At 57.3% G+C, this 17,081-nt stretch carries 16 protein-coding genes; 9 read left to right on the forward strand and 7 right to left on the reverse strand.

Annotated elements, in window-relative coordinates; all coding sequences use genetic code 11:
* Positions 1-267 precede the first annotated feature (267 nt).
* Together ACZ5LB_RS13710 and ACZ5LB_RS13715 are read left to right on the forward strand one after the other, a co-directional pair.
* Positions 268-1,233, forward strand: coding sequence for an NAD-dependent epimerase/dehydratase family protein (locus ACZ5LB_RS13710; protein ID WP_464602773.1), 966 nt, complete (start codon positions 268-270; stop codon positions 1,231-1,233).
* Positions 1,230-1,916 carry a sugar transferase gene (locus tag ACZ5LB_RS13715; RefSeq protein WP_464602774.1) on the forward strand — a complete coding sequence of 229 codons (687 nt, stop codon included), beginning with the start codon at positions 1,230-1,232 and terminating at the stop codon, positions 1,914-1,916. The genes ACZ5LB_RS13710 and ACZ5LB_RS13715 overlap by 4 nt, the downstream gene beginning before the upstream one ends.
* Here the strand turns inward: ACZ5LB_RS13715 and ACZ5LB_RS13720 are convergent, their stop codons facing one another.
* Positions 1,917-3,206 (reverse strand): dihydroorotase, encoded by a 1,290-nt coding sequence (locus ACZ5LB_RS13720; protein ID WP_464602775.1) that lies wholly within the window; start codon positions 3,204-3,206, stop codon positions 1,917-1,919. It lies immediately after the preceding gene.
* Between the two features lie 57 nt (positions 3,207-3,263).
* The gene (locus tag ACZ5LB_RS13725) at positions 3,264-3,491 is read right to left on the reverse strand and encodes an acyl-CoA carboxylase biotin carboxyl carrier protein subunit (protein ID WP_464602776.1); all 228 of its coding nucleotides are present in this window, start codon (positions 3,489-3,491) and stop codon (positions 3,264-3,266) included.
* 542 nt (positions 3,492-4,033) lie between these two features.
* Here ACZ5LB_RS13725 and pnp point away from each other — a divergent pair.
* Positions 4,034-6,127: a polyribonucleotide nucleotidyltransferase gene (pnp, locus tag ACZ5LB_RS13730; RefSeq protein WP_464602777.1), complete on the forward strand. Its 2,094-nt coding sequence runs from the start codon at positions 4,034-4,036 to the stop codon at positions 6,125-6,127.
* A 142-nt stretch (positions 6,128-6,269) separates the two neighbouring features.
* Here pnp and ACZ5LB_RS13735 read toward each other — a convergent pair whose 3' ends face one another.
* From ACZ5LB_RS13735 to ACZ5LB_RS13755, 5 genes are read right to left on the reverse strand one after another with little or no spacing between them, the layout of a single operon-like run.
* On the reverse strand, positions 6,270-7,340 hold the full coding sequence (locus ACZ5LB_RS13735; protein ID WP_464602778.1) for a WaaS/CpsH family glycosyltransferase: 1,071 nt from the start codon (positions 7,338-7,340) through the stop codon (positions 6,270-6,272).
* Positions 7,330-7,959 carry a serine O-acetyltransferase gene (locus ACZ5LB_RS13740; protein ID WP_464602779.1) on the reverse strand — a complete coding sequence of 210 codons (630 nt, stop codon included), beginning with the start codon at positions 7,957-7,959 and terminating at the stop codon, positions 7,330-7,332. The genes ACZ5LB_RS13735 and ACZ5LB_RS13740 overlap by 11 nt, the downstream gene beginning before the upstream one ends.
* On the reverse strand, positions 7,878-9,014 hold the full coding sequence (locus ACZ5LB_RS13745) for an NAD-dependent epimerase/dehydratase family protein (protein ID WP_464602780.1): 1,137 nt from the start codon (positions 9,012-9,014) through the stop codon (positions 7,878-7,880). Before ACZ5LB_RS13745 ends, ACZ5LB_RS13740 begins: the two co-directional genes overlap by 82 nt.
* Before the next feature lie 44 nt (positions 9,015-9,058).
* The gene (locus ACZ5LB_RS13750; RefSeq protein ID WP_464602781.1) at positions 9,059-10,336 is read right to left on the reverse strand and encodes a hypothetical protein; all 1,278 of its coding nucleotides are present in this window, start codon (positions 10,334-10,336) and stop codon (positions 9,059-9,061) included.
* Positions 10,337-10,339: 3 nt separating this feature from the next.
* Positions 10,340-11,599 (reverse strand): glycosyltransferase family 4 protein, encoded by a 1,260-nt coding sequence (locus tag ACZ5LB_RS13755; protein ID WP_464602782.1) that lies wholly within the window; start codon positions 11,597-11,599, stop codon positions 10,340-10,342.
* Positions 11,600-12,042: 443 nt separating this feature from the next.
* Between ACZ5LB_RS13755 and ACZ5LB_RS13760 the strand changes: the two genes are divergently transcribed.
* From ACZ5LB_RS13760 to ACZ5LB_RS13785, 6 genes are all read left to right on the forward strand, one after another.
* Positions 12,043-12,282 (forward strand): acyl carrier protein, encoded by a 240-nt coding sequence (locus ACZ5LB_RS13760; protein ID WP_464602783.1) that lies wholly within the window; start codon positions 12,043-12,045, stop codon positions 12,280-12,282.
* Positions 12,283-12,301: 19 nt separating this feature from the next.
* A complete protein-coding gene (locus ACZ5LB_RS13765) occupies positions 12,302-13,360 on the forward strand; it encodes a 3-oxoacyl-ACP synthase III family protein (RefSeq protein WP_464602784.1) in 1,059 nt (352 codons plus the stop codon).
* Positions 13,350-14,108 (forward strand): SDR family NAD(P)-dependent oxidoreductase, encoded by a 759-nt coding sequence (locus tag ACZ5LB_RS13770; protein ID WP_464602785.1) that lies wholly within the window; start codon positions 13,350-13,352, stop codon positions 14,106-14,108. The genes ACZ5LB_RS13765 and ACZ5LB_RS13770 overlap by 11 nt, the downstream gene beginning before the upstream one ends.
* 6 nt (positions 14,109-14,114) lie before the next feature.
* Complete coding sequence (locus ACZ5LB_RS13775) at positions 14,115-14,588, forward strand: VOC family protein (RefSeq protein WP_464602786.1); 474 nt, start codon at positions 14,115-14,117, stop codon at positions 14,586-14,588.
* Positions 14,585-14,815, forward strand: coding sequence for an acyl carrier protein (locus ACZ5LB_RS13780; protein WP_464602787.1), 231 nt, complete (start codon positions 14,585-14,587; stop codon positions 14,813-14,815). Before ACZ5LB_RS13775 ends, ACZ5LB_RS13780 begins: the two co-directional genes overlap by 4 nt.
* Before the next feature lie 495 nt (positions 14,816-15,310).
* Positions 15,311-17,038 (forward strand): HAD-IIIC family phosphatase, encoded by a 1,728-nt coding sequence (locus ACZ5LB_RS13785; protein ID WP_464602788.1) that lies wholly within the window; start codon positions 15,311-15,313, stop codon positions 17,036-17,038.
* Positions 17,039-17,081 lie beyond the last annotated feature (43 nt).

Below are 17,081 nucleotides of genomic sequence, written 5' to 3' on the forward strand. Positions count from 1 at the left end.
AATTTAACACCTGCAATGGCCTCTTGAGCCCATTGTCCATCTAAAACACAATCCACTTGCCTCTTGTTTCATTTATTTTATATTGTTCGTGCATGACCAAGTGGCGCAGGTAAGCCATTTTTTTTCAATGCAGACCCCAAGTACGATATGATCCTCCTGAAGGCAGAATCGGTTTAAACCTTTTCACTCTAAATGGAACCAAGGTAAAGCCAGAAGGTCGCTCCACGGCGACCGCAATGATTCTGACATTTTTATCAAGGGGGCCTTTTGAAGCGCATCCTAGTTACCGGGGGCGCCGGATTCATCGGCAGCCATGTTGTCGATGCCCTCGTTGAGCAGGGCCGGGATGTCCTAGTTATCGACGACCTCTCCTCCGGTTCCGAACGCAACCTCAACTCCGGTGCCCGTTTCGAGAAAGAGGCCATCGAGTCCGACCGAGCCGCGGGGATCATCCAAAGGTTCCGTCCTGAGGCGATCCTTCATTATGCAGCCCAGATCGATGTGCGCGTCAGCGCCGCCAACCCCATCCTGGATGCCGAGCAGAACATCATCAATACCCTGAAACTCCTGGAACTTGGCATGCAGAACGGGCTAGCCTACTTCGCCTTCGCCTCGTCCGGTGGGGCCATCTACGGGGAACCCATGGCTGGCGCCCAGGACGAGAGCCACCCCGAGCGGCCATGCTCCCCCTATGGGGTCGCAAAGCTTAGCGTTGATAAATATCTCGCATCCTTTCACCACTACCGGGGCCTTCCCTCCTGCTCGATGCGGTTCTCCAACGTCTATGGCCCCCGGCAGGGCGGTCGTGGCGAGGCAGGGGTGGTTTCTGTGCTCATCGGCCAAGGTTTGAAGGGCAAGCCGCTCCGGATCAACGGCGACGGCCGGCAGACCCGGGATTTCGTCTTTGCCAAGGACCTCGCCCGGGCCGCTCTCCTGATCCTCCACCATCGGCCTCAGGGCGTCATGAACCTCGGCACCGGAATCGAGACGTCCATCTTCCAATTGGCGGATCGCATTCGGGGAATCCTCCCTGTGGACCCCGGAATTTCCCATTTCCCTCCCATTCAGGGGGAGCAGATTAGGTCCATCCTGGACCCCTCCCTGGCAAAAAAAGTAATAGACTGGGAACCCGTCACCGACCTTCAGCATGGCCTGAAGGAGACCGTTGACTGGTTTTCAAGAATGGAATCCTCCATCCCAGCGATCGGCCACCCAATTCGAGTTTCCGAATGACCCCCGCAGAAGAAAACAAAATTGCCCTGGCCCTCGATTATTCAAGGCTCGGGGTTGATTGCGCCCCTTCCCGCCAGGACGTCCAGGCCGAACCCGCCAGGGCCAGTCTGGATCTGATCTATTCTGTCGACTGGCTTGCGACCCTGGTCCTGTTCATCCTCACCCTGCCCGTGCTCCTTCTGAGCCTGCTTTACGTCATGGTGGTGGACCAGGGCAACCCAATCTTCACGCAGATCCGCATCGGCATGGATGGGAAGCCCTACCGGATTTTCAAGATCCGCTCCATGCGGCATGACCATCACGGCCACGCCCGATTCTGCGCCCACGAAGACGACCGGATCCTCCCCGGAGGCCAGTTCCTGCGGCGGACCCGGATTGACGAACTCCCCCAGTTCTGGAATGTGCTCATGGGCAACATGGCCTTGGTGGGGCCCCGCCCTGAGCAATCGGCCTTCGTGGATTCCTTCCTCAAGGAGATTCCCCGGTACAACGAGAGGTTCCAGGTGAAGCCGGGCATCACGGGTCTCGCGCAGGTTTCCCAGGGCTACGTGGATTCCATCGACGGAACCCGCATCAAGCTCTCCTTCGACCTGATGTTCATCGAGAACCGGACCTTGAGGATGTGGGGCCACATCGTCCTCAAGACCGTCAGGGTCGTGATCTTCGGGCAGGGTGCGCGCTAGCTAGCCCCAGACCTTCACACCACCGACCCAGGTTCCCACGACCTTCCCGGGCAACGTCCACCCCTTGAACGGCGTGTTGAAGCTCCGGCTCTGCACGAAGGCGCGGTCCACGGTGATCTTCCCGTCCAGATCCACCAGCGCGAAGTCCGCGGCCGAACCGGGCCTGAGGCTCCCGAGCCCCTGGCGGTCCAGGTGGAAGGTCCGGGCCGGGCCGCAAGAAAGCAGGTCCACCGCCCGCGAAAGCGTTATGACCTTCCTCTCCACCAGGAGCTCCAAGGTGAGCGGCAGCGCCGTCTCCAGCCCGATGACGCCGAAGGAGGCATCGCGAAGCTCGCACTCCTTGTCGTCCCAGGTGTGCGGCGCATGGTCCGTGGCGATGGCGTCCACGGTGCCGTCCGCCAGGGCCTCCAGGATCGCCTCGAGATCGGCCTGACTGCGAAGGGGCGGATTCATCTTGAAGTCCGAATCGAACTTCGCCAGTTCCCGGTCCGTGAGCGCGAAGTGGTGGGGCGTCACCTCACAGGTGACCCTCAGCCCCCGGGCCTTCGCCTCGCGCACCAGGCGCAGGGATCCCTTGGTGCTCAGGTGCGCCAGGTGGAGATGGCCTCCGGTGTGCTCGGCGAGGACGATGTCCCGGGCGACCATGGCCTCCTCGGCCGCGGCGGGGATGCCCAGGCAGCCCAGGTAGGCGCTCACCGCGCCCTCGTTGATGTAGCCCTTGGCGGCGAGGTTCGTGTCCTCCTCGTGGGCGACGATGGGCATGTCCAGCCAAGCCGTGTATTCCAGGGCCCGGCGCATGATCGCCGCGTTCATCACCGGCAGGCCATCGTCACTGAAGGCGACGCAGCCGGAGGCCTTGAGGGTGCCGTAATCCGTGAGTTCCTCTCCTGCGGCGCCCTTGGTGACGGTGCCCAGGGGGAAGTAGCGGCACAGGCCGGCCTTGCGGGCGCGGGTCAGCATCATCTCCGTGATGGCCACCGAGTCGTTCACGGGCTTGGTGTTGGCCATGGCGCACACGGCCGTGAAACCGCCGGCCACCGCCGCCTTGCTCCCGGTCTCAATGGTCTCCTTGGCGGTCTGCCCAGGTTCCCGGAAGTGCACGTGCAGGTCCACAAGGCCCGGAATCAGAAGCCGGCCCTCCGCGTCGACCACGTCCGCCCCTTCGGTCCTGGGGTCCACCAGGTTCTCGCCCACCGCCGCAACCCGGCCATCCACCACCAGGAGCGAGGCGGGGCCATCCCACTGCTGGGAAGGATCGACAAGGCGTGCGTTCTTGATCAGCAATGACATGGGCGGCTCCAGGAACCTTCCCATCTTACAGGAACGGACCCCCGGGAGCGCCCTGCCTCAGTCCATGTCGGCCATCTCCACCAACTCGTCGTCCTCCTCGGCGAAATCCCCCTCCTCGAGGAGAATGCGCTTGATCTTGCCGGACTCGGGCGCGCTCACGTAGAAGGGCGTGTGGCCGGTGTCGGTCCCCTCCAGGAGCATTAGAGACTCATCCTCCTCCACCTCCTGGCCGGGGGAGACGAGCACCCCCATGACATAGCCCGGCCATTCCGCCCGGATGATCATGCATACCTCCGTGGTTCTTCGTGGAAAGTATGGTAATCCTACGGTTCGCGCAAGATTGGGAACCGAAAAATACTTGAGAAAATGGCCACTCCATTCGCGCAGAGGACCGCGCGCCGCGCTTGCCACCCCTTATTTTTCCTTTGGGATGGCGATGGAATCACCTCGTTTCATGCAGCAATGGCGCCGCGCACCCTAACCGGGCAATCCGCAGGCAGCGCAACAGCCAGAGCCCTTTCGAACGGGGATTTGGGAACCGGCCAGCAAAAGGCAAACCCAGCTGGGGTGTAAAAGCCCTCCTCGCCGGCGGGAGGGAGTCCGACCTCCTCTCCGACACAGGCCCGGTACCTGCCCTGACCCACCCCCAGGCATTGAAGGGGGGCCTCTTATTTCCCAATATGGTAGGATTGACGTGCCGATCCGTTCGCTCCCGTCGGCAGCGACCTCTGCAGGAAGCCCACCTCCTCCCATATGTTCCGGCGGAGGGTTTCATGGAGGGATCGCAATCAGGGAGCCACTTCGGGACCGAGCTCCCAGGAGAATCCATGAACGCCCTTAAATTCAACCCCACCACCGTCAGCATCGACCTGGGCGGGACCCCCATCAGCATCGAGACCGGCCGCATCGCCAAGCAGGCTGCAGGCTCCGTCATCGTCCGCCAGGGCGACACGATGGTCCTCGTGGCCGTGTGCGTCGCGGAACCCCGGGAAGGCATCGACTTCTTCCCCCTCACCGTCGACTACCGCGAGCCCGTGTTCTCCGCCGGCAAGATCCCCGGCGGCTTCTTCAAGCGCGAAGGCAAGCAGACCACCAAGGAAACCCTGGTCTCCCGCCTCATCGACCGCCCCCTGCGCCCCCTCTTCGAGGAAGGCTACAACGGCGACACCGTCATCACGGCCCAGGTCATCAGCTTCGACGGTGACCACCAGCCCGACGTCCTGGCCATGGTCGGCGCCTCCGCGGCCCTGATCATCTCCGAGATCCCCTTCAACAACCCCGTGGGCGGCGTCCGCGTGGGCCGCGTCAACGGCCAGTTCGTCATCAACCCCACCGTCAGCCAGCGCCCCGAGTCCGACCTGGATCTCCTGGTCGCCGGCACCGAGGACGCCCTGGTGATGGTCGAGTGCGGCGCCAGCGAGTTCCAGGAAGCCGAGATGGTCAAGGCCCTGGAGTTCGGCCACGCCAACATCAAGACCCTCGTGAAGCTCCAGAAGGAGCTCCGCGCCAAGGTCGGCAAGACCAAGATGGTCGCCGTCAAGGCCGAGCGCAACGAGGAGGTCTACAAGCTCGTGGCCTCCAAGTATGCCGAGAAGCTGCTGGCCGCCCTGACCATGAAGGTCAAGATCGACAGCTACAAGGCCATTGACGCCCTGAAGAAGGAAGCCGTGGCCGAGCTCACCAAGGAGAAGCCCGAGCTCAAGAAGGATGTGGTCGAGAGCTTCGACACCCTCAAGGAGACCCTCTTCCGCAACGCCATCCTCAAGCAGGGCGCGCGCCTCGACGGCCGCAAGTTCGACCAGATCCGCCCCCTGAACATCGAAGTGGGCGTCCTGCCCGCGGCCCACGGCTCCTGCCTGTTCACCCGCGGCGAGACCCAGGCCCTGGTCACCGCCACCCTGGGCACCGCGGACGACATTCAGCACATCGACGGCATCGAGGAGGAGTACGAGAAGCGCTTCTACCTCCACTACAACTTCCCCGGCTACTCCGTGGGCGAGTGCAAGCCCAACCGTGGGCCCGGCCGCCGCGAAATCGGCCACGGCATGCTCGCCGAGCGCTCCATCTTCCAGGTGCTCCCCTCCAAGGAGGAGAACCCCTACACCCTCCGCGTGGTCTCCGAGATCACCGAGAGCAACGGCTCCAGCTCCATGGCCACCATCTGCGGCGGCACCCTGGCGCTCATGGACGCCGGCATCAAGCTGGCGGCCCCCGTGGCCGGCGTGGCCATGGGCCTGGTGAGCGATGGCGAGAAGTTCGTGGTCCTCACCGACATCGCCGGCCAGGAAGACCACTACGGCGACATGGACTTCAAGGTCGCCGGCACCACCAAGGGCATCACCGCCCTCCAGATGGACATCAAGATCGGCGGCATCACCACCGAGATCCTCACCAAGGCGCTTGACCAGGCCAAGAAGGGCCGCCTGGAGCTCCTGGAGTCCATGGGCTCGGTCCTCGCCGCCCCTCGCTCCGAATACGCCGGCAATGCCCCCCAGATGCACACCATCCAGCTCCCCAAGGAAAAGATCCGCGACGTCATCGGCAAGGGCGGCGCCGTCATCCGCAACATCATCGAAGTGAGCGGCTGCCAGGTGAATATCGACGACGACGGCTCCTGCCAGGTCGCCGGCCCCACCAAGGAGAAGCTGGCCGTGGCCCTCAAGATGATCGGCGACCTCATCCAGACCGCCGAGGTGGGCCAGACCTACCTGGGCCGGGTGGCCAAGGTGGTGGAGTTCGGCGCGTTCGTGACCATCCTGCCCGGTCTCGACGGCCTGCTCCACGTTTCCGAGATGGCCCCCCACCGCGTGAAGAACCCCGCCGACGAGGTCTCCGAAGGTCAGGAGATCATGGTCAAGTGCATCGCGGTTGATGCCAACGGGAAGATCAAGCTGAGCCGGAAGGCGCTGATGGCTGAATAGAGATAAAATGCGCTAAAACCCCACCAATACATAGGGTTTAACCGCATACTATTCAACCCAGCGAATACCCGACGAACCACCTGTTTTACAGTCAACCCAGGATTTGGGCCCGGGGGGAAACATCCCCCCGGGCCCATCCCTTTTAATGAAATAAGAAATCCGATACTTCGCGCTGGCTTCCATTGACTCCAAATACATCGTCGATCCAGCCGTCCAGACTGTAGGCAGACAGAAATGATTTACACACTGGATCTGCATGAGAATCGAAGAACGATCTTGGAAGTTCAGGGGCCTTTCGATCAACTACAAGGACCCGGTCTGGAGAATAGAACCGGTAATCCTTAACATTGCAATTAGTAGTGATAAGCTTTCGTCCAGACGCAATGACTTCGATGGTCCGCATTGTCAACCCGCGTTGTCGAGGATGCTCAATATCGATAATCGCAATGGAATTCGCAATCACCCGCAACACCTCTGCATAAGGAAGGCTGGAGAATTGGAAGACGTTCTTTGGTGTGCGGAATACATCCCACTTCGTGCATTTATAGAGAAGGTAGTGCAGGTAGCTCGGAAGGAATGGGTAGAGGAAGTAAGTCTGGCCTAGGGTTCTGGCCTGGTCAGCGACTCTCTTGAGAATCCGGTACCGGTCACTGTGGATGGTGCCAATGAAGGAGAATGCATATTCCGCCCCAGACCTTGGGGCTTCAGCAGTGTTACCACAGAAAAAGAGCGGCCTAAAATGGATACCAAATTCTTCACAATCCTTCCGATCAAAAGTGAAGCATTGATCAAACATCTTGACCAGCGACTTTGCATTTTTCTTCAGTCGAACCTTGTTCTCGAAGGAATCCCACATGTAGAGACGAGTTTTTGCCTCCGGGAAGGCCTCTTGATATTTTTTTACAATAGCGACTGAGCAGGTCTCGGGAACGATAAAAAGAATGTGATCGAATTTTCTTCCCTGAAGGTTCTTCAACACCGATTCATGATATGCTTCGAACCTCGCCCTGAAGAAGCTTAAATCCAACCTGACTGAAAGTTTGGTAAGCACGCTGTTATCGGGTCGGTCGTCCACGTACTCAACTTCGGCGCCGCGTTCCCGAAGGCGTTCGAGAATTCGTTTCTCGTATCCGAAAAACCGAGGGGAAATCAGAAGGATCCTGGCGCCTTCCAACCCTTTGACCCCATTTAGCCCAGGCCGGTCAAGACACATCGGGTCCCCGCAGGAGCGACGCCGGGATACCGCCAACAAGGCAGCCAGCCGGAAACGATTTGAGGACGACGGCGTTCGCCCCAACCGTCACACCATCGCCTAGGGCAATTGGTCCTAATATTTTGCAGCCTGCTCCGAGAAAAACGCCATCTCCCAATTCGGGCCTGAGAGAGCCATCGTTGGCCAAGTCGGGCACCTTGGCTCCAATCGTTACGTTATGGTAGATGACTGCGTTCGCCCCGATTCGGCGGGCGCCGATCACGGTCCCGGAAGTGTGGGGAAAGTACAGGCCTGGACCGATTTGACAATCCAGCGCAATTTCCAGGCCAAACAATGTGAAATTCAGGAGAGAAAACAGCTTCCCCACTGGTCGAAGATGATGTTGGGCGCACCAAGCCCCTAGCCTAAACAGCAGAACCGGGATGAACCGGGGGGAGAGACACGCGGAAATCATCGTAAGGAACGTCACCGCCTTACCCTGTCGGCCGGTGTAGAACAACTGACGTTCTACATCTGCCTTTAACAACTGATTAAATGTCATTTCATCAATCCCTTTTCCACCAGGATCTGATTTACGCGGTCCAATCCGTCTTCTGGGAGGGCTTGGCCCTCCACCCATTTAGCGAATGCCGCCAGACCTTCCGAAAGGCTGATTTGAGGCTTGAAGCCGGTTGCCTTCTCCAAAGCGGAAATGTTTGCGTAGCAATGTCGAATATCCCCAACCCGGTATTGCCCAGTGATTTGAATTCGCGACGGACTATTGAAAATTCCAATCAGTCGCTGGGCCACGTCCAATACCGTCGTTGGAATACCTGACCCCACATTGAACACACCATTGGCATCCGCCCCGGAACTCATGCAAAGGTGAATAGCCCTGGCCACATCCTTCACGTGGACAAAATCCCGGCTTTCAAGGCCATCCTCGAAAATGGGGAGATCGATTCCTCTGCGCACGCGGGTGGAAAAGATCGAGAGAATTCCCGTGTACGGATTCTTCAAGGACTGACCTTCACCGAAAACGTTTTGAAAGCGAAGAATTCCGTAGGGGATGCCCACGGCCCCACAGGCGATCCGGACCAGGTCCTCTTGGGCCAGCTTGGTCGCTGCATAAATTGATGCCGGCTTGGGCCTGGAGGATTCCGATGTGGCCAGCAGTTCCAAAGGGCCCATGCAAGTCGGGCAGTTTGGTTCCCAAATGCCTCGCCCCATGGCGTCCTCGGTGCGGGACTCTGGGGTGACTTCACCGCAAATCTTGCAGCGGTACGCACCTTCGCCATAAATCGATCGAGAAGAAGCGAGAACGACCTTCTTAATGGAATGCTTCTGATTAACCAAGTGATCCAGCAGAACGGCGGTCCCCTGTGAGTTAACAGAGTTGTAGTGAGCAATCTCGTACATCGACTGGGCCGTTCCTGTTTCCGCAGCCAAGTGGACTAGATAGTCAACCCCATCAAGGACCTGGGCCCTTTGCTTCCGGTCAAAAATATCAGCTCGCGTGAACGTGACCCCGTCGTCTCCGAAGAGACTCGCGTCCACGATAGGAATGTTCCCATGGACCTGAGGACTAAGGTTATCCAAGATACGAACCAGATAACCCTCCTCTCTCAGCAGGCGGGTGAGGTGGGATCCGATGAACCCACAACCACCGGTTACACAAACACAACCTTGTCCCATTGCCAAACTCCCTAAACCCGGTTTCCCGGGAGAAAACGCATTAATCAATCAACCAAGCCATTGTTGCATACCCCGCCCGGGCCCCCGTTGGTCGATTTTGTCCTTTTGACAAGATAAAATAGGTTTAGCAGCCCGATGCTCCAAACCACTGTTACCGCCAATGACATTGAAACAAACACAGGCAGGAGGGCGAATTGGAGTACTGCCAAGAATCCAAAGAATCGGTTCTTGTTGGCCAAGAAATAATCAAACACTGCTCGCTGAAAAGTGCCACGCACGAAGCCAGACAGGAAGACTCCAAGGATGCCAAAATCCATGTAGTCTAAGGTCCAAACCAGGTACCCGGGAGTGTAGCCCTGCTCTGCCGCACCGGGAAAAAGGGTGCCATAGAATAGAACCGCTCCATATTCATAGGGCTTGCCAGGATACAGAGCACGCGGCACATAAAACCAGAGAGAGGACAGGAAACCTTTGCCGTACTGAAATCCAAACTCCGGCATCCGTCCAACTATCTGTGCTGTGGTATCAAAATACCCACCCCCGCCAAAATAGGAGAGAGAGTCGGCCATTGAAGCATAGGAGCCCTGTAACACCATTAGCGCAAAAATTCCGACTGCAATTACCCCGAAAAGCATGCCGAACACCAAGATTGGCACTCGCTTTACCAGAAAATGATAATAGGTCGCTGCCAACACTATAACTATTAAAATATTATTTTTTGAGCCAGTAAGAAACGAAACCAAACAAGCCAAGGCTACGGCAGCCAACAGCTTCACCCTTCTTGGCCGCCGAGTCCACAAATAATAGATCACTGCCGCCACAATAAACCATTGCGTCAAAAGCCAAAAGAGACCCGCACCGCTTCTGTAAGTAATATAAGCCTCGCGAGTATTCGTTAGCCAGAGAAGCCCTCCCCCGCCGACCACCGCAAGCGACATAAATGAGAGCAGCCATCCAGTTGCCAGGATCAACAGGATGGCAGGGGAGAAATGATCAGGCAGTATGGGGGTGTCGAGACGAAGGCGATGCATGAATTTTTCGTATGCTTTCCGAAAAATTCGATTTCGGACGACGTATGGGGCAACCCCCCCCGCGAAGTAGGCGATGGAAATCCAGGCCGTCTTCACAACCACATCCGGCGTATAAGGTGGATCGAGCTGAAAATACTGGGCACCAACTCCCGAAAATAATATAAAAATTCCTACGTCAATCAGCGAAAAAGACGTCAAAGGGTTTAAGGGGGTACGATAGCGAATAACACCCGCCAGAGCACCCAGCAGAACCAGGGCTCCGAATAGGGAAAAAATTCCGAGGACAGTCATTTCTTATAGCAGGGGCTTGGCACTCAAAAGCCTCCTATCTTCGTCAGTCAGGTCCCGGCCACCAATTCTTCGATAGTGTGCGCGAAATAAATGGGCCGTTTTGTCCCATGAAAACTGGCTGATGCGTTCGCGGCCCCGCACCACAAGCTCTTTGCACAATTCGGGATTTGTCCATAAGGTTCGGATCGATTCCGCAATTTCATCACAATTGTATGGGTCAAAGATGACTGCAGCATCTCCAGCCTGAGCAGGAAGAGAGGTGATGTTGGAACAGGTCGCTGGTGCACCCGCAAGGAATGCTTCGCCGAGGGGGAAGCTACCAGCCTCCGACAGCGTCGGTATCACCACGCACCGACAGGCCATGTATATGTACTTGAGTTCCTCCAACGTGACATGCCCCAAGAACCGGACCTGATCCTCCAATCCGAGCTCCTTGACTTTGGCCTCAATAGTCGGAAAGTAAGGTTCGTATTTTCTGCCCGTGGATACAAACGGGACAATAAGTCCATATTTATCGCGTAATATTTTCAGAGCCTCCAAGAGGCGCACGTGATTCTTGTGAACCCAGGTTTGGGCGGGGTAAAAAATAAAAGCATCTGGGAAATTGAATTTAGCCTTAATGGCCTCAACTTCCGTGGGCCCAAGATCCCCCATCGCCATTACCGGTGCAAACGGCACCACCTGCACCTTTTCTTCGGGTAGCTTGTAATTCTCGATTACATTCTGCTTCACCCACGTTGAGGCCACAGATACCGTGTTGGCCCGCCAGCAAAATGTGCGGAATAGGATTTCGCGCATGATACGCTGGGACAAAGAGAAATTTTGCGGAAGATTAATATGCTGTAAATCGTGTGGATGATATATCGAAGGAACTCGAGTCAAGAAAGAATATGGGATCGTCTGATGCATAATATCCATTCCTTCTCGCTCGATGGTCCCATCTGACCACAATCGCCGGACACTCCAACGTTCCGAGACCGGATAGATGCGCTTCCATACGGCATGAAGCCATGGCAGACGGTTACGAAAGGCCTTGATCCACCCCTTTTCGACCGGCCTCGAAGGCCCATGCAGAACCCGGCAAGGTCCCTTCAGGTGAGGAAGTATCCACTCGTCTGCTCCTTCATAGGCAAGGAAATGATATGTCTCCTCGCCGTCTTCAAGACGGGAGAGGCCTTGGGCCAATCCAATAATGAACTGCTCGACGCCTCCTGCGGTACCCGCAATCAGCCGAGCATCAATGCATACCCGAAGCCCTGTCATTTCAAACCCCAATCGCTTTCCCACATCGGTGACTCAAGGAAATAATGCGTGATACAGGTAAATTCCAACTCCTCTACTGCCGTTAAAATACCAACTCTTGAAACTATTTTCAAGTCGACGCCGTTCCGAAGCACCGGAAACCCGTGGCGCCTCTGCCTTCAATGGCAAATTTCCCCCGACCACCCCGGAAACCCGGAACACGAGGTCCCCAAGTCCAACCTTCCATCAATGGCGTTCGACGAACCCAGATGCACCCTGTATAATGTCCGGTGGAATGCAATATACGGCAAGAGGGTTGAGCGTGGTCGGATGAACTCAATAAATGGACTTCCAAAGATCCTAGCACCGAGCCCCGAAAATTCGTACAGAATCCAACAACTTTGCCTAAAATTCCAACCAAAAGACCAACCCCCAAACTCGAATCGTTCAAAACAGGAGAAAAAATGAAACGAGACGAATTTATTCAAATGATGGCAGATCTCCTAGAGACGGAAACGAACGCGATTCTGCCGGAGACCAGCCTTTATGATTTTCCCTCTTACGATTCGGTCTGCGCTTTGACATTGATGGTAAGACTTGAAGAGGATGCCCAGGTTGTATGCTCGCCTGGAGAACTCGCCGCTCTTAAAACCATTGGTGATGTGGAACACCTGATCGCTCGTTACGGCACACTTGAGAATTGATTAGACACGAGGTGCACCCTTGGCCACAACCATTACAGGCATGCACTATTGCCTTCCCACCAAAGTCTTGAATAATGCCGATCTGGAATCCAGGTTCGGAGAAAAAGCTATCGCCTCAATCGTAAAGATGGCCGGCGTCCAAGAACGCCGAGTAGTTGAACCTGGACAGACCGCTTCCGATCTCGGGTTCTGCGCCGCGCGCCGCTTCCTGGACGCTCGTGGGATCGACCCTTCTGAGATCGATCTCCTGATCTTCGCGTCCCAGACGGGAGACTATCAACTGCCCGCAACGGCCTGCGTACTCCATGGCCGATTAGGCCTACCGCAAACCTGCGCTTCCTTTGACCTGAACCTGGGCTGTTCCGCGTTCCCCTACGCGGCCCGCGTGGCCTCCTCCATGGTTGAATTGGGGGGATTCCGTAAAGCCTTGGTCATAAACGCCGAGGCCATTACAACCCTGATCCACCCCAAGGATCGGGGCCTCGTCCCCCTCCATGGCGATGCTGCTGTCGTAAGCCTGATCGAACCCTGCGAGGAGGGAAACGGCATCCTCTGGGCTGAACTTGGCACTGATGGCACTGGCTGGGAGCACCTAGTCATACCAGCAGGTGGGGGGAGAAATCCCAGAACAGTCGAGACCGCCAAAGAATTCGAAGATGAATCTGGCATTGTTCGCAGCCAGGAACATCTTTATATGAATGGGCCTGCCGTATTCCATTTTTCACTCCACAAGGTTCCGGATGCCATCAAGGCTGGCCTTCAAAAGCATTCGATGAGCGTGGAAGATTTTGATCTGGTCTTGCTACACCAGGCAAATCGAACGATGGTGGATATGATCTACAAATCGCTTAGGGTGCCACCTGAAAAGCGGTTCTACTTCATGGACAAGGTTGGAAACGCCAGCGGTGCTTCCACCCCAATGTTGCTGGCTGAAGCATGGCGTCAGGGCGCAATTAAGCCTGGGAGCCGCACCCTACTGGCCTCTTTCGGTGTTGGCTTGTCTTGGGGCGTGCTTGCGATCAAGTGGCCCGACGGAATGGCCCCCTCACACATGGAACTTGTTGATTATGCCAAATGAAGCCCAATTGCCAGGTAGGCTTGCGACCCTCGTGACCGGCGCTGGCTCAGGGATCGGAAGGGCCCTCGCTCTGCGACTAGGTGCTTCCGGGACGCAGTTAGTGCTGGTGGGCCGGCATTCGGGCCCCTTGGATGAAGTTGCAGCCGGTGTTCCCGGGGCCCAGGTTGAGTGTTCCGACCTAACGGACGAGGCCGCAGTGAGTGCCCTATTCGCCCGGCTCCGGAATCAAGGGATTCAACTGGGAGGCATCGTCCACCTTGCGGGCATCCACTGGCTCCGGCCTATTCAGGTGACTTCGGGGAGCCAGTTTCAGGAGATGCTTGACTCGCACCTAAAGTCCGCCCTGTATCTTCTGCGGGAAGGCATTGCCCATCGCGCCTTCCCCAAGTCCGGGGCCAGCGTCGTGTTCATTTCCTCTGCCGCAGCCCTTCAGGGTGGTCCGGGTTCATTCGCCTACGCCACCGCCAAGGCCGGATTGTTAGCCGCAACTCGGGTTGCGGCCACGGAATTCGCGGCGAGAAAGATTCGAGTTAATGTCATCCTGCCGGGGGTAGTGGATACTCCCCAGAGTCGTTCCTTCCTGGAGAAACTGTCCCCGGAGCAGCAGGAGGTCATCCGCAAGGACCATCCTTTGGGCATCGGCCTCCCAGATGATGTGGCTGCTGCAGCCGAGTTCCTCCTTTCGCCTGGGGCCCGATGGATAACCGGAACGGCGCTGGTGGTAGACGGCGGCCTCACAGCTCATTAAGTGCCTATGACCCAACCAACCTATGAACTTCACCATATCGGCCTCCTCGTGAAGGACGTTGAAAGCGCCACCCAGGTGCAGCTCACCCGGTACGGGTACCAGATCGAAAGCGAAATCATCCATGACCCCATTCAAACGGCCCGGGTACGATTTCTTCGTCTCCCCCATGCCCAGCACTGGCTGGAACTTGTAGCGCCAGAGAATGAGCAAAGCAAGCTCTTCAACGCACTCGCCAAGCGCGGGGAGGGATTACATCACCTTTGCTACGAGGTTTCATGCCTCGCCGCGGCCATCGCCCACCTACGTGAGGGAAGGCAGTTGTTGCTCTCGGGTCCAACCCCTGCAGTTGCTTTTGGTGGCCGGTGCATCGCATGGTTCATGGATCGCGCCGGCCTTCTCACCGAACTCGTGGAAGCAGGCGAAGGGCCTCTTTCCTTGGCATCCATTCTCCCCCGCCCCATCAAGGAGCCCAGCCGATGAGCCCTCTCCAAAAACTCCAGGCAATCTTCCGCGAATTCTTCGATGACCCTACCCTGGTGATCACCCCAGAGACATCCCATGCCACCCTTCCGGAATGGGACAGCGTCGCCCAGGTGCACCTCGTCCTGGCAGTGGAGGAGGTTTTCGAGATGCGCTTCACCACCGAAGAGGTGGCCCACATCCGTAGCGTTGCCGACTTCCTCGCCGCCCTCAAGGCCCGCGCCTGAGCCCTTCCCATGAACGGCGATCCTTCCAGCCCCGCAACGACCTTCCCCGAACGCCTGACCCCCGAGGTGGCAGTCTGGATGCTCAATAGCCATTCCAGAGGCCCCGCTTCGTTCCTAGCCGAACTCGCCCAGGCCCACCCAAGACTCGACAGGGGCCTTGTGACCGCAATAATTGCTCACCTGGAGACGAAGGGTATCCTGGGCTCCCACAGCTTCGCCAAAGAGCTGGCATTGCATCGGGAGGTGATAGAGCGGGCACCCCTGGGGCTTCACCTATTAGCCCTAATCAACGAAATGAGCCGAGATCTACCGGAGGCCACCCGACTTTACCGAAAGTTGGAGGAGGCCGGGGGCGGGGAACAGGGGCACATCCTATTGGACCTGGCTAGGCTTCTTGCAGCCCAGGGTGGGAAAGCGGAAGCATGCGGTCTCCTTCGTAGAGCCATTCAGGGCTCTCGGGATTTCGCATTCCTTACACGCGCAGCCAAGCAGCTAATGCGGCTCAAAGATGTTGCCGCCCATGGTTGTTCACGGACCCTGAAGCTCGCGGTGCTGCACCCCTATACGACCGATCTCCTGGTCCCCCTCCTTCGTCTGGGCCTGTTTCGGGAAGGAATCTGGGCCGACATATTCACACCACCGTACGGCGCTTACAGGCAAGCCATCCTTGATCCCGGATCACCATTCTATGCATTTGGTCCGGAAATGGTGATTCTACTGCCGACTTGGCGAGAACTAGACCTTCCTTTCCTGGTTGCGGAACCGAACCTCCGGGCCCAAGAATTGGCCGCCGAGACGGTGGAAGTGTGGCGAACCATCCTCGCGCGTGTACCAGTTCGAATCATCCAGGCGAATTTCGAAATTCCGGCGATCGACGCAGCGGGACACCTGAGCCATATCCTCCCTGGAGGCCGAGCTTCCGTCATTAGGAACCTTAATGAGAGGATCCTTGAAGAGGCTCGAACCCATCATGTGTCTGTCCTGAACCTAGACCATCTGGCCGCCTCGTATGGCAAGCGTGCTTGGTCCGATGCCAGCTACTGGCACCTCGCGAAACAGTACCCCGCTCCCAATGGACTCCCGACCTTTGTGGACGGCATTGTCGCCCGAATCCGGGCCGGCCTTGGTCTGACAAAGAAAGTTTTGGTCCTGGACTTGGACAATACTTTATGGGGCGGGGTGATAGGCGAGGAAGGGCTAAAGGGAATCCAGGTAGGCCCTCCCTCTGCAACCGGAGAAGCTCATCTGGCCTTCCAGCGCTATGCAGCGCAGTTGAAGGAACGAGGGATCCTCCTAGGGGTGTGTTCCAAAAATAACGAGGCTGATGCGAAGGCTCCCTTCCTCCAGCACGAAGCCATGCATCTGAAGCTGGAAGATTTCGCAGCCTTCTTTGCGAACTGGCAGGACAAGCCCGCCAACCTCCGGGCCATGGCCAGAAGCCTGAATCTTGGGCTGGACAGCTTCGTTTTTGTGGACGACAACCCAACAGAACGAGCATTCGTCAGGCAGGAATTACCGGAGGTTTCTGTACCTGAAATTGGGTCCGACCCCGCTTGTTACGTCGAGATCCTTGACGGCACCGGTTATTTCGATGCGGACTCGCTCTCCAGTGAGGATCTGGAGAGGAGTCGCAACTATCTGAAAAATCTGGAGCGGGAAGCTTTCCGGTCCGACCAAGGATCTCTTGATTCTTTCCTGGCCGGTCTTGCCATGACTTGTGAACACGGCCCTTTCGACGAGCACTGGCTACCCCGGATCGTGCAACTAATCGGGAAAACAAATCAGTTCAACCTCACCACAAGGCGCCATTCAGAGGCCCATGTGCGCCAAATGATGGTCGACCCGGCGGGCTGGACCCACTATTTTAGGCTGAAGGACAAATTCGATGATAACGGGTTGGTAGGGATTATGATCGCAACCCCGCACCCCAAGGAAGACAGCGTCTGGGAACTTGACACCTGGCTGATGAGTTGCCGGGTTATTGGGCGCCAATTGGAGCAATTCATGTTCAACGCACTCTTGGGGGCCGCCCGAGAGCGCGGTATAACTCGAATCGACGGACTCTTCCTCCCAACCGCGAAGAACGCAATGGTTGCCAACCTGTTTACAGATATGGGCTTCTCCGGGACCCCCCTCCAGGGGAAGGAGGGGGTCGTATACCGCATTGAGCCTTTGACGCTGAACCCGCCGGCGGTGAGATTCATTCAAGATATCTCTCAATGAGCACCGTTGCCGTCTCCGGGCTAATTTTTATTCAAACATAAAG

The sequence above is a fragment of the Mesoterricola sp. MK458 genome (genome assembly GCF_055384935.1).

What these genes read in the sequence shown, in the direction of transcription:
- ACZ5LB_RS13715 (WP_464602774.1), top strand. Translation starts at nt 1,230, where the DNA reads ATGACCCCCGCAGAAGAAAACAAAATTGCCCTGGCCCTCGATTATTCA.
- ACZ5LB_RS13720 (WP_464602775.1), bottom strand. Translation starts at nt 3,206, where the DNA reads ATGTCATTGCTGATCAAGAACGCACGCCTTGTCGATCCTTCCCAGCAG.
- ACZ5LB_RS13725 (WP_464602776.1), bottom strand. Translation starts at nt 3,491, where the DNA reads ATGATCATCCGGGCGGAATGGCCGGGCTATGTCATGGGGGTGCTCGTC.
- pnp (WP_464602777.1), top strand. Translation starts at nt 4,034, where the DNA reads ATGAACGCCCTTAAATTCAACCCCACCACCGTCAGCATCGACCTGGGC.
- ACZ5LB_RS13735 (WP_464602778.1), bottom strand. Translation starts at nt 7,340, where the DNA reads ATGTGTCTTGACCGGCCTGGGCTAAATGGGGTCAAAGGGTTGGAAGGC.
- ACZ5LB_RS13740 (WP_464602779.1), bottom strand. Translation starts at nt 7,959, where the DNA reads ATGGGTGGAGGGCCAAGCCCTCCCAGAAGACGGATTGGACCGCGTAAA.
- ACZ5LB_RS13745 (WP_464602780.1), bottom strand. Translation starts at nt 9,014, where the DNA reads ATGGGACAAGGTTGTGTTTGTGTAACCGGTGGTTGTGGGTTCATCGGA.
- ACZ5LB_RS13750 (WP_464602781.1), bottom strand. Translation starts at nt 10,336, where the DNA reads ATGACTGTCCTCGGAATTTTTTCCCTATTCGGAGCCCTGGTTCTGCTG.
- ACZ5LB_RS13755 (WP_464602782.1), bottom strand. Translation starts at nt 11,599, where the DNA reads ATGACAGGGCTTCGGGTATGCATTGATGCTCGGCTGATTGCGGGTACC.
- ACZ5LB_RS13760 (WP_464602783.1), top strand. Translation starts at nt 12,043, where the DNA reads ATGAAACGAGACGAATTTATTCAAATGATGGCAGATCTCCTAGAGACG.
- ACZ5LB_RS13770 (WP_464602785.1), top strand. Translation starts at nt 13,350, where the DNA reads ATGCCAAATGAAGCCCAATTGCCAGGTAGGCTTGCGACCCTCGTGACC.
- ACZ5LB_RS13775 (WP_464602786.1), top strand. Translation starts at nt 14,115, where the DNA reads ATGACCCAACCAACCTATGAACTTCACCATATCGGCCTCCTCGTGAAG.
- ACZ5LB_RS13780 (WP_464602787.1), top strand. Translation starts at nt 14,585, where the DNA reads ATGAGCCCTCTCCAAAAACTCCAGGCAATCTTCCGCGAATTCTTCGAT.
- ACZ5LB_RS13785 (WP_464602788.1), top strand. Translation starts at nt 15,311, where the DNA reads ATGCGGCTCAAAGATGTTGCCGCCCATGGTTGTTCACGGACCCTGAAG.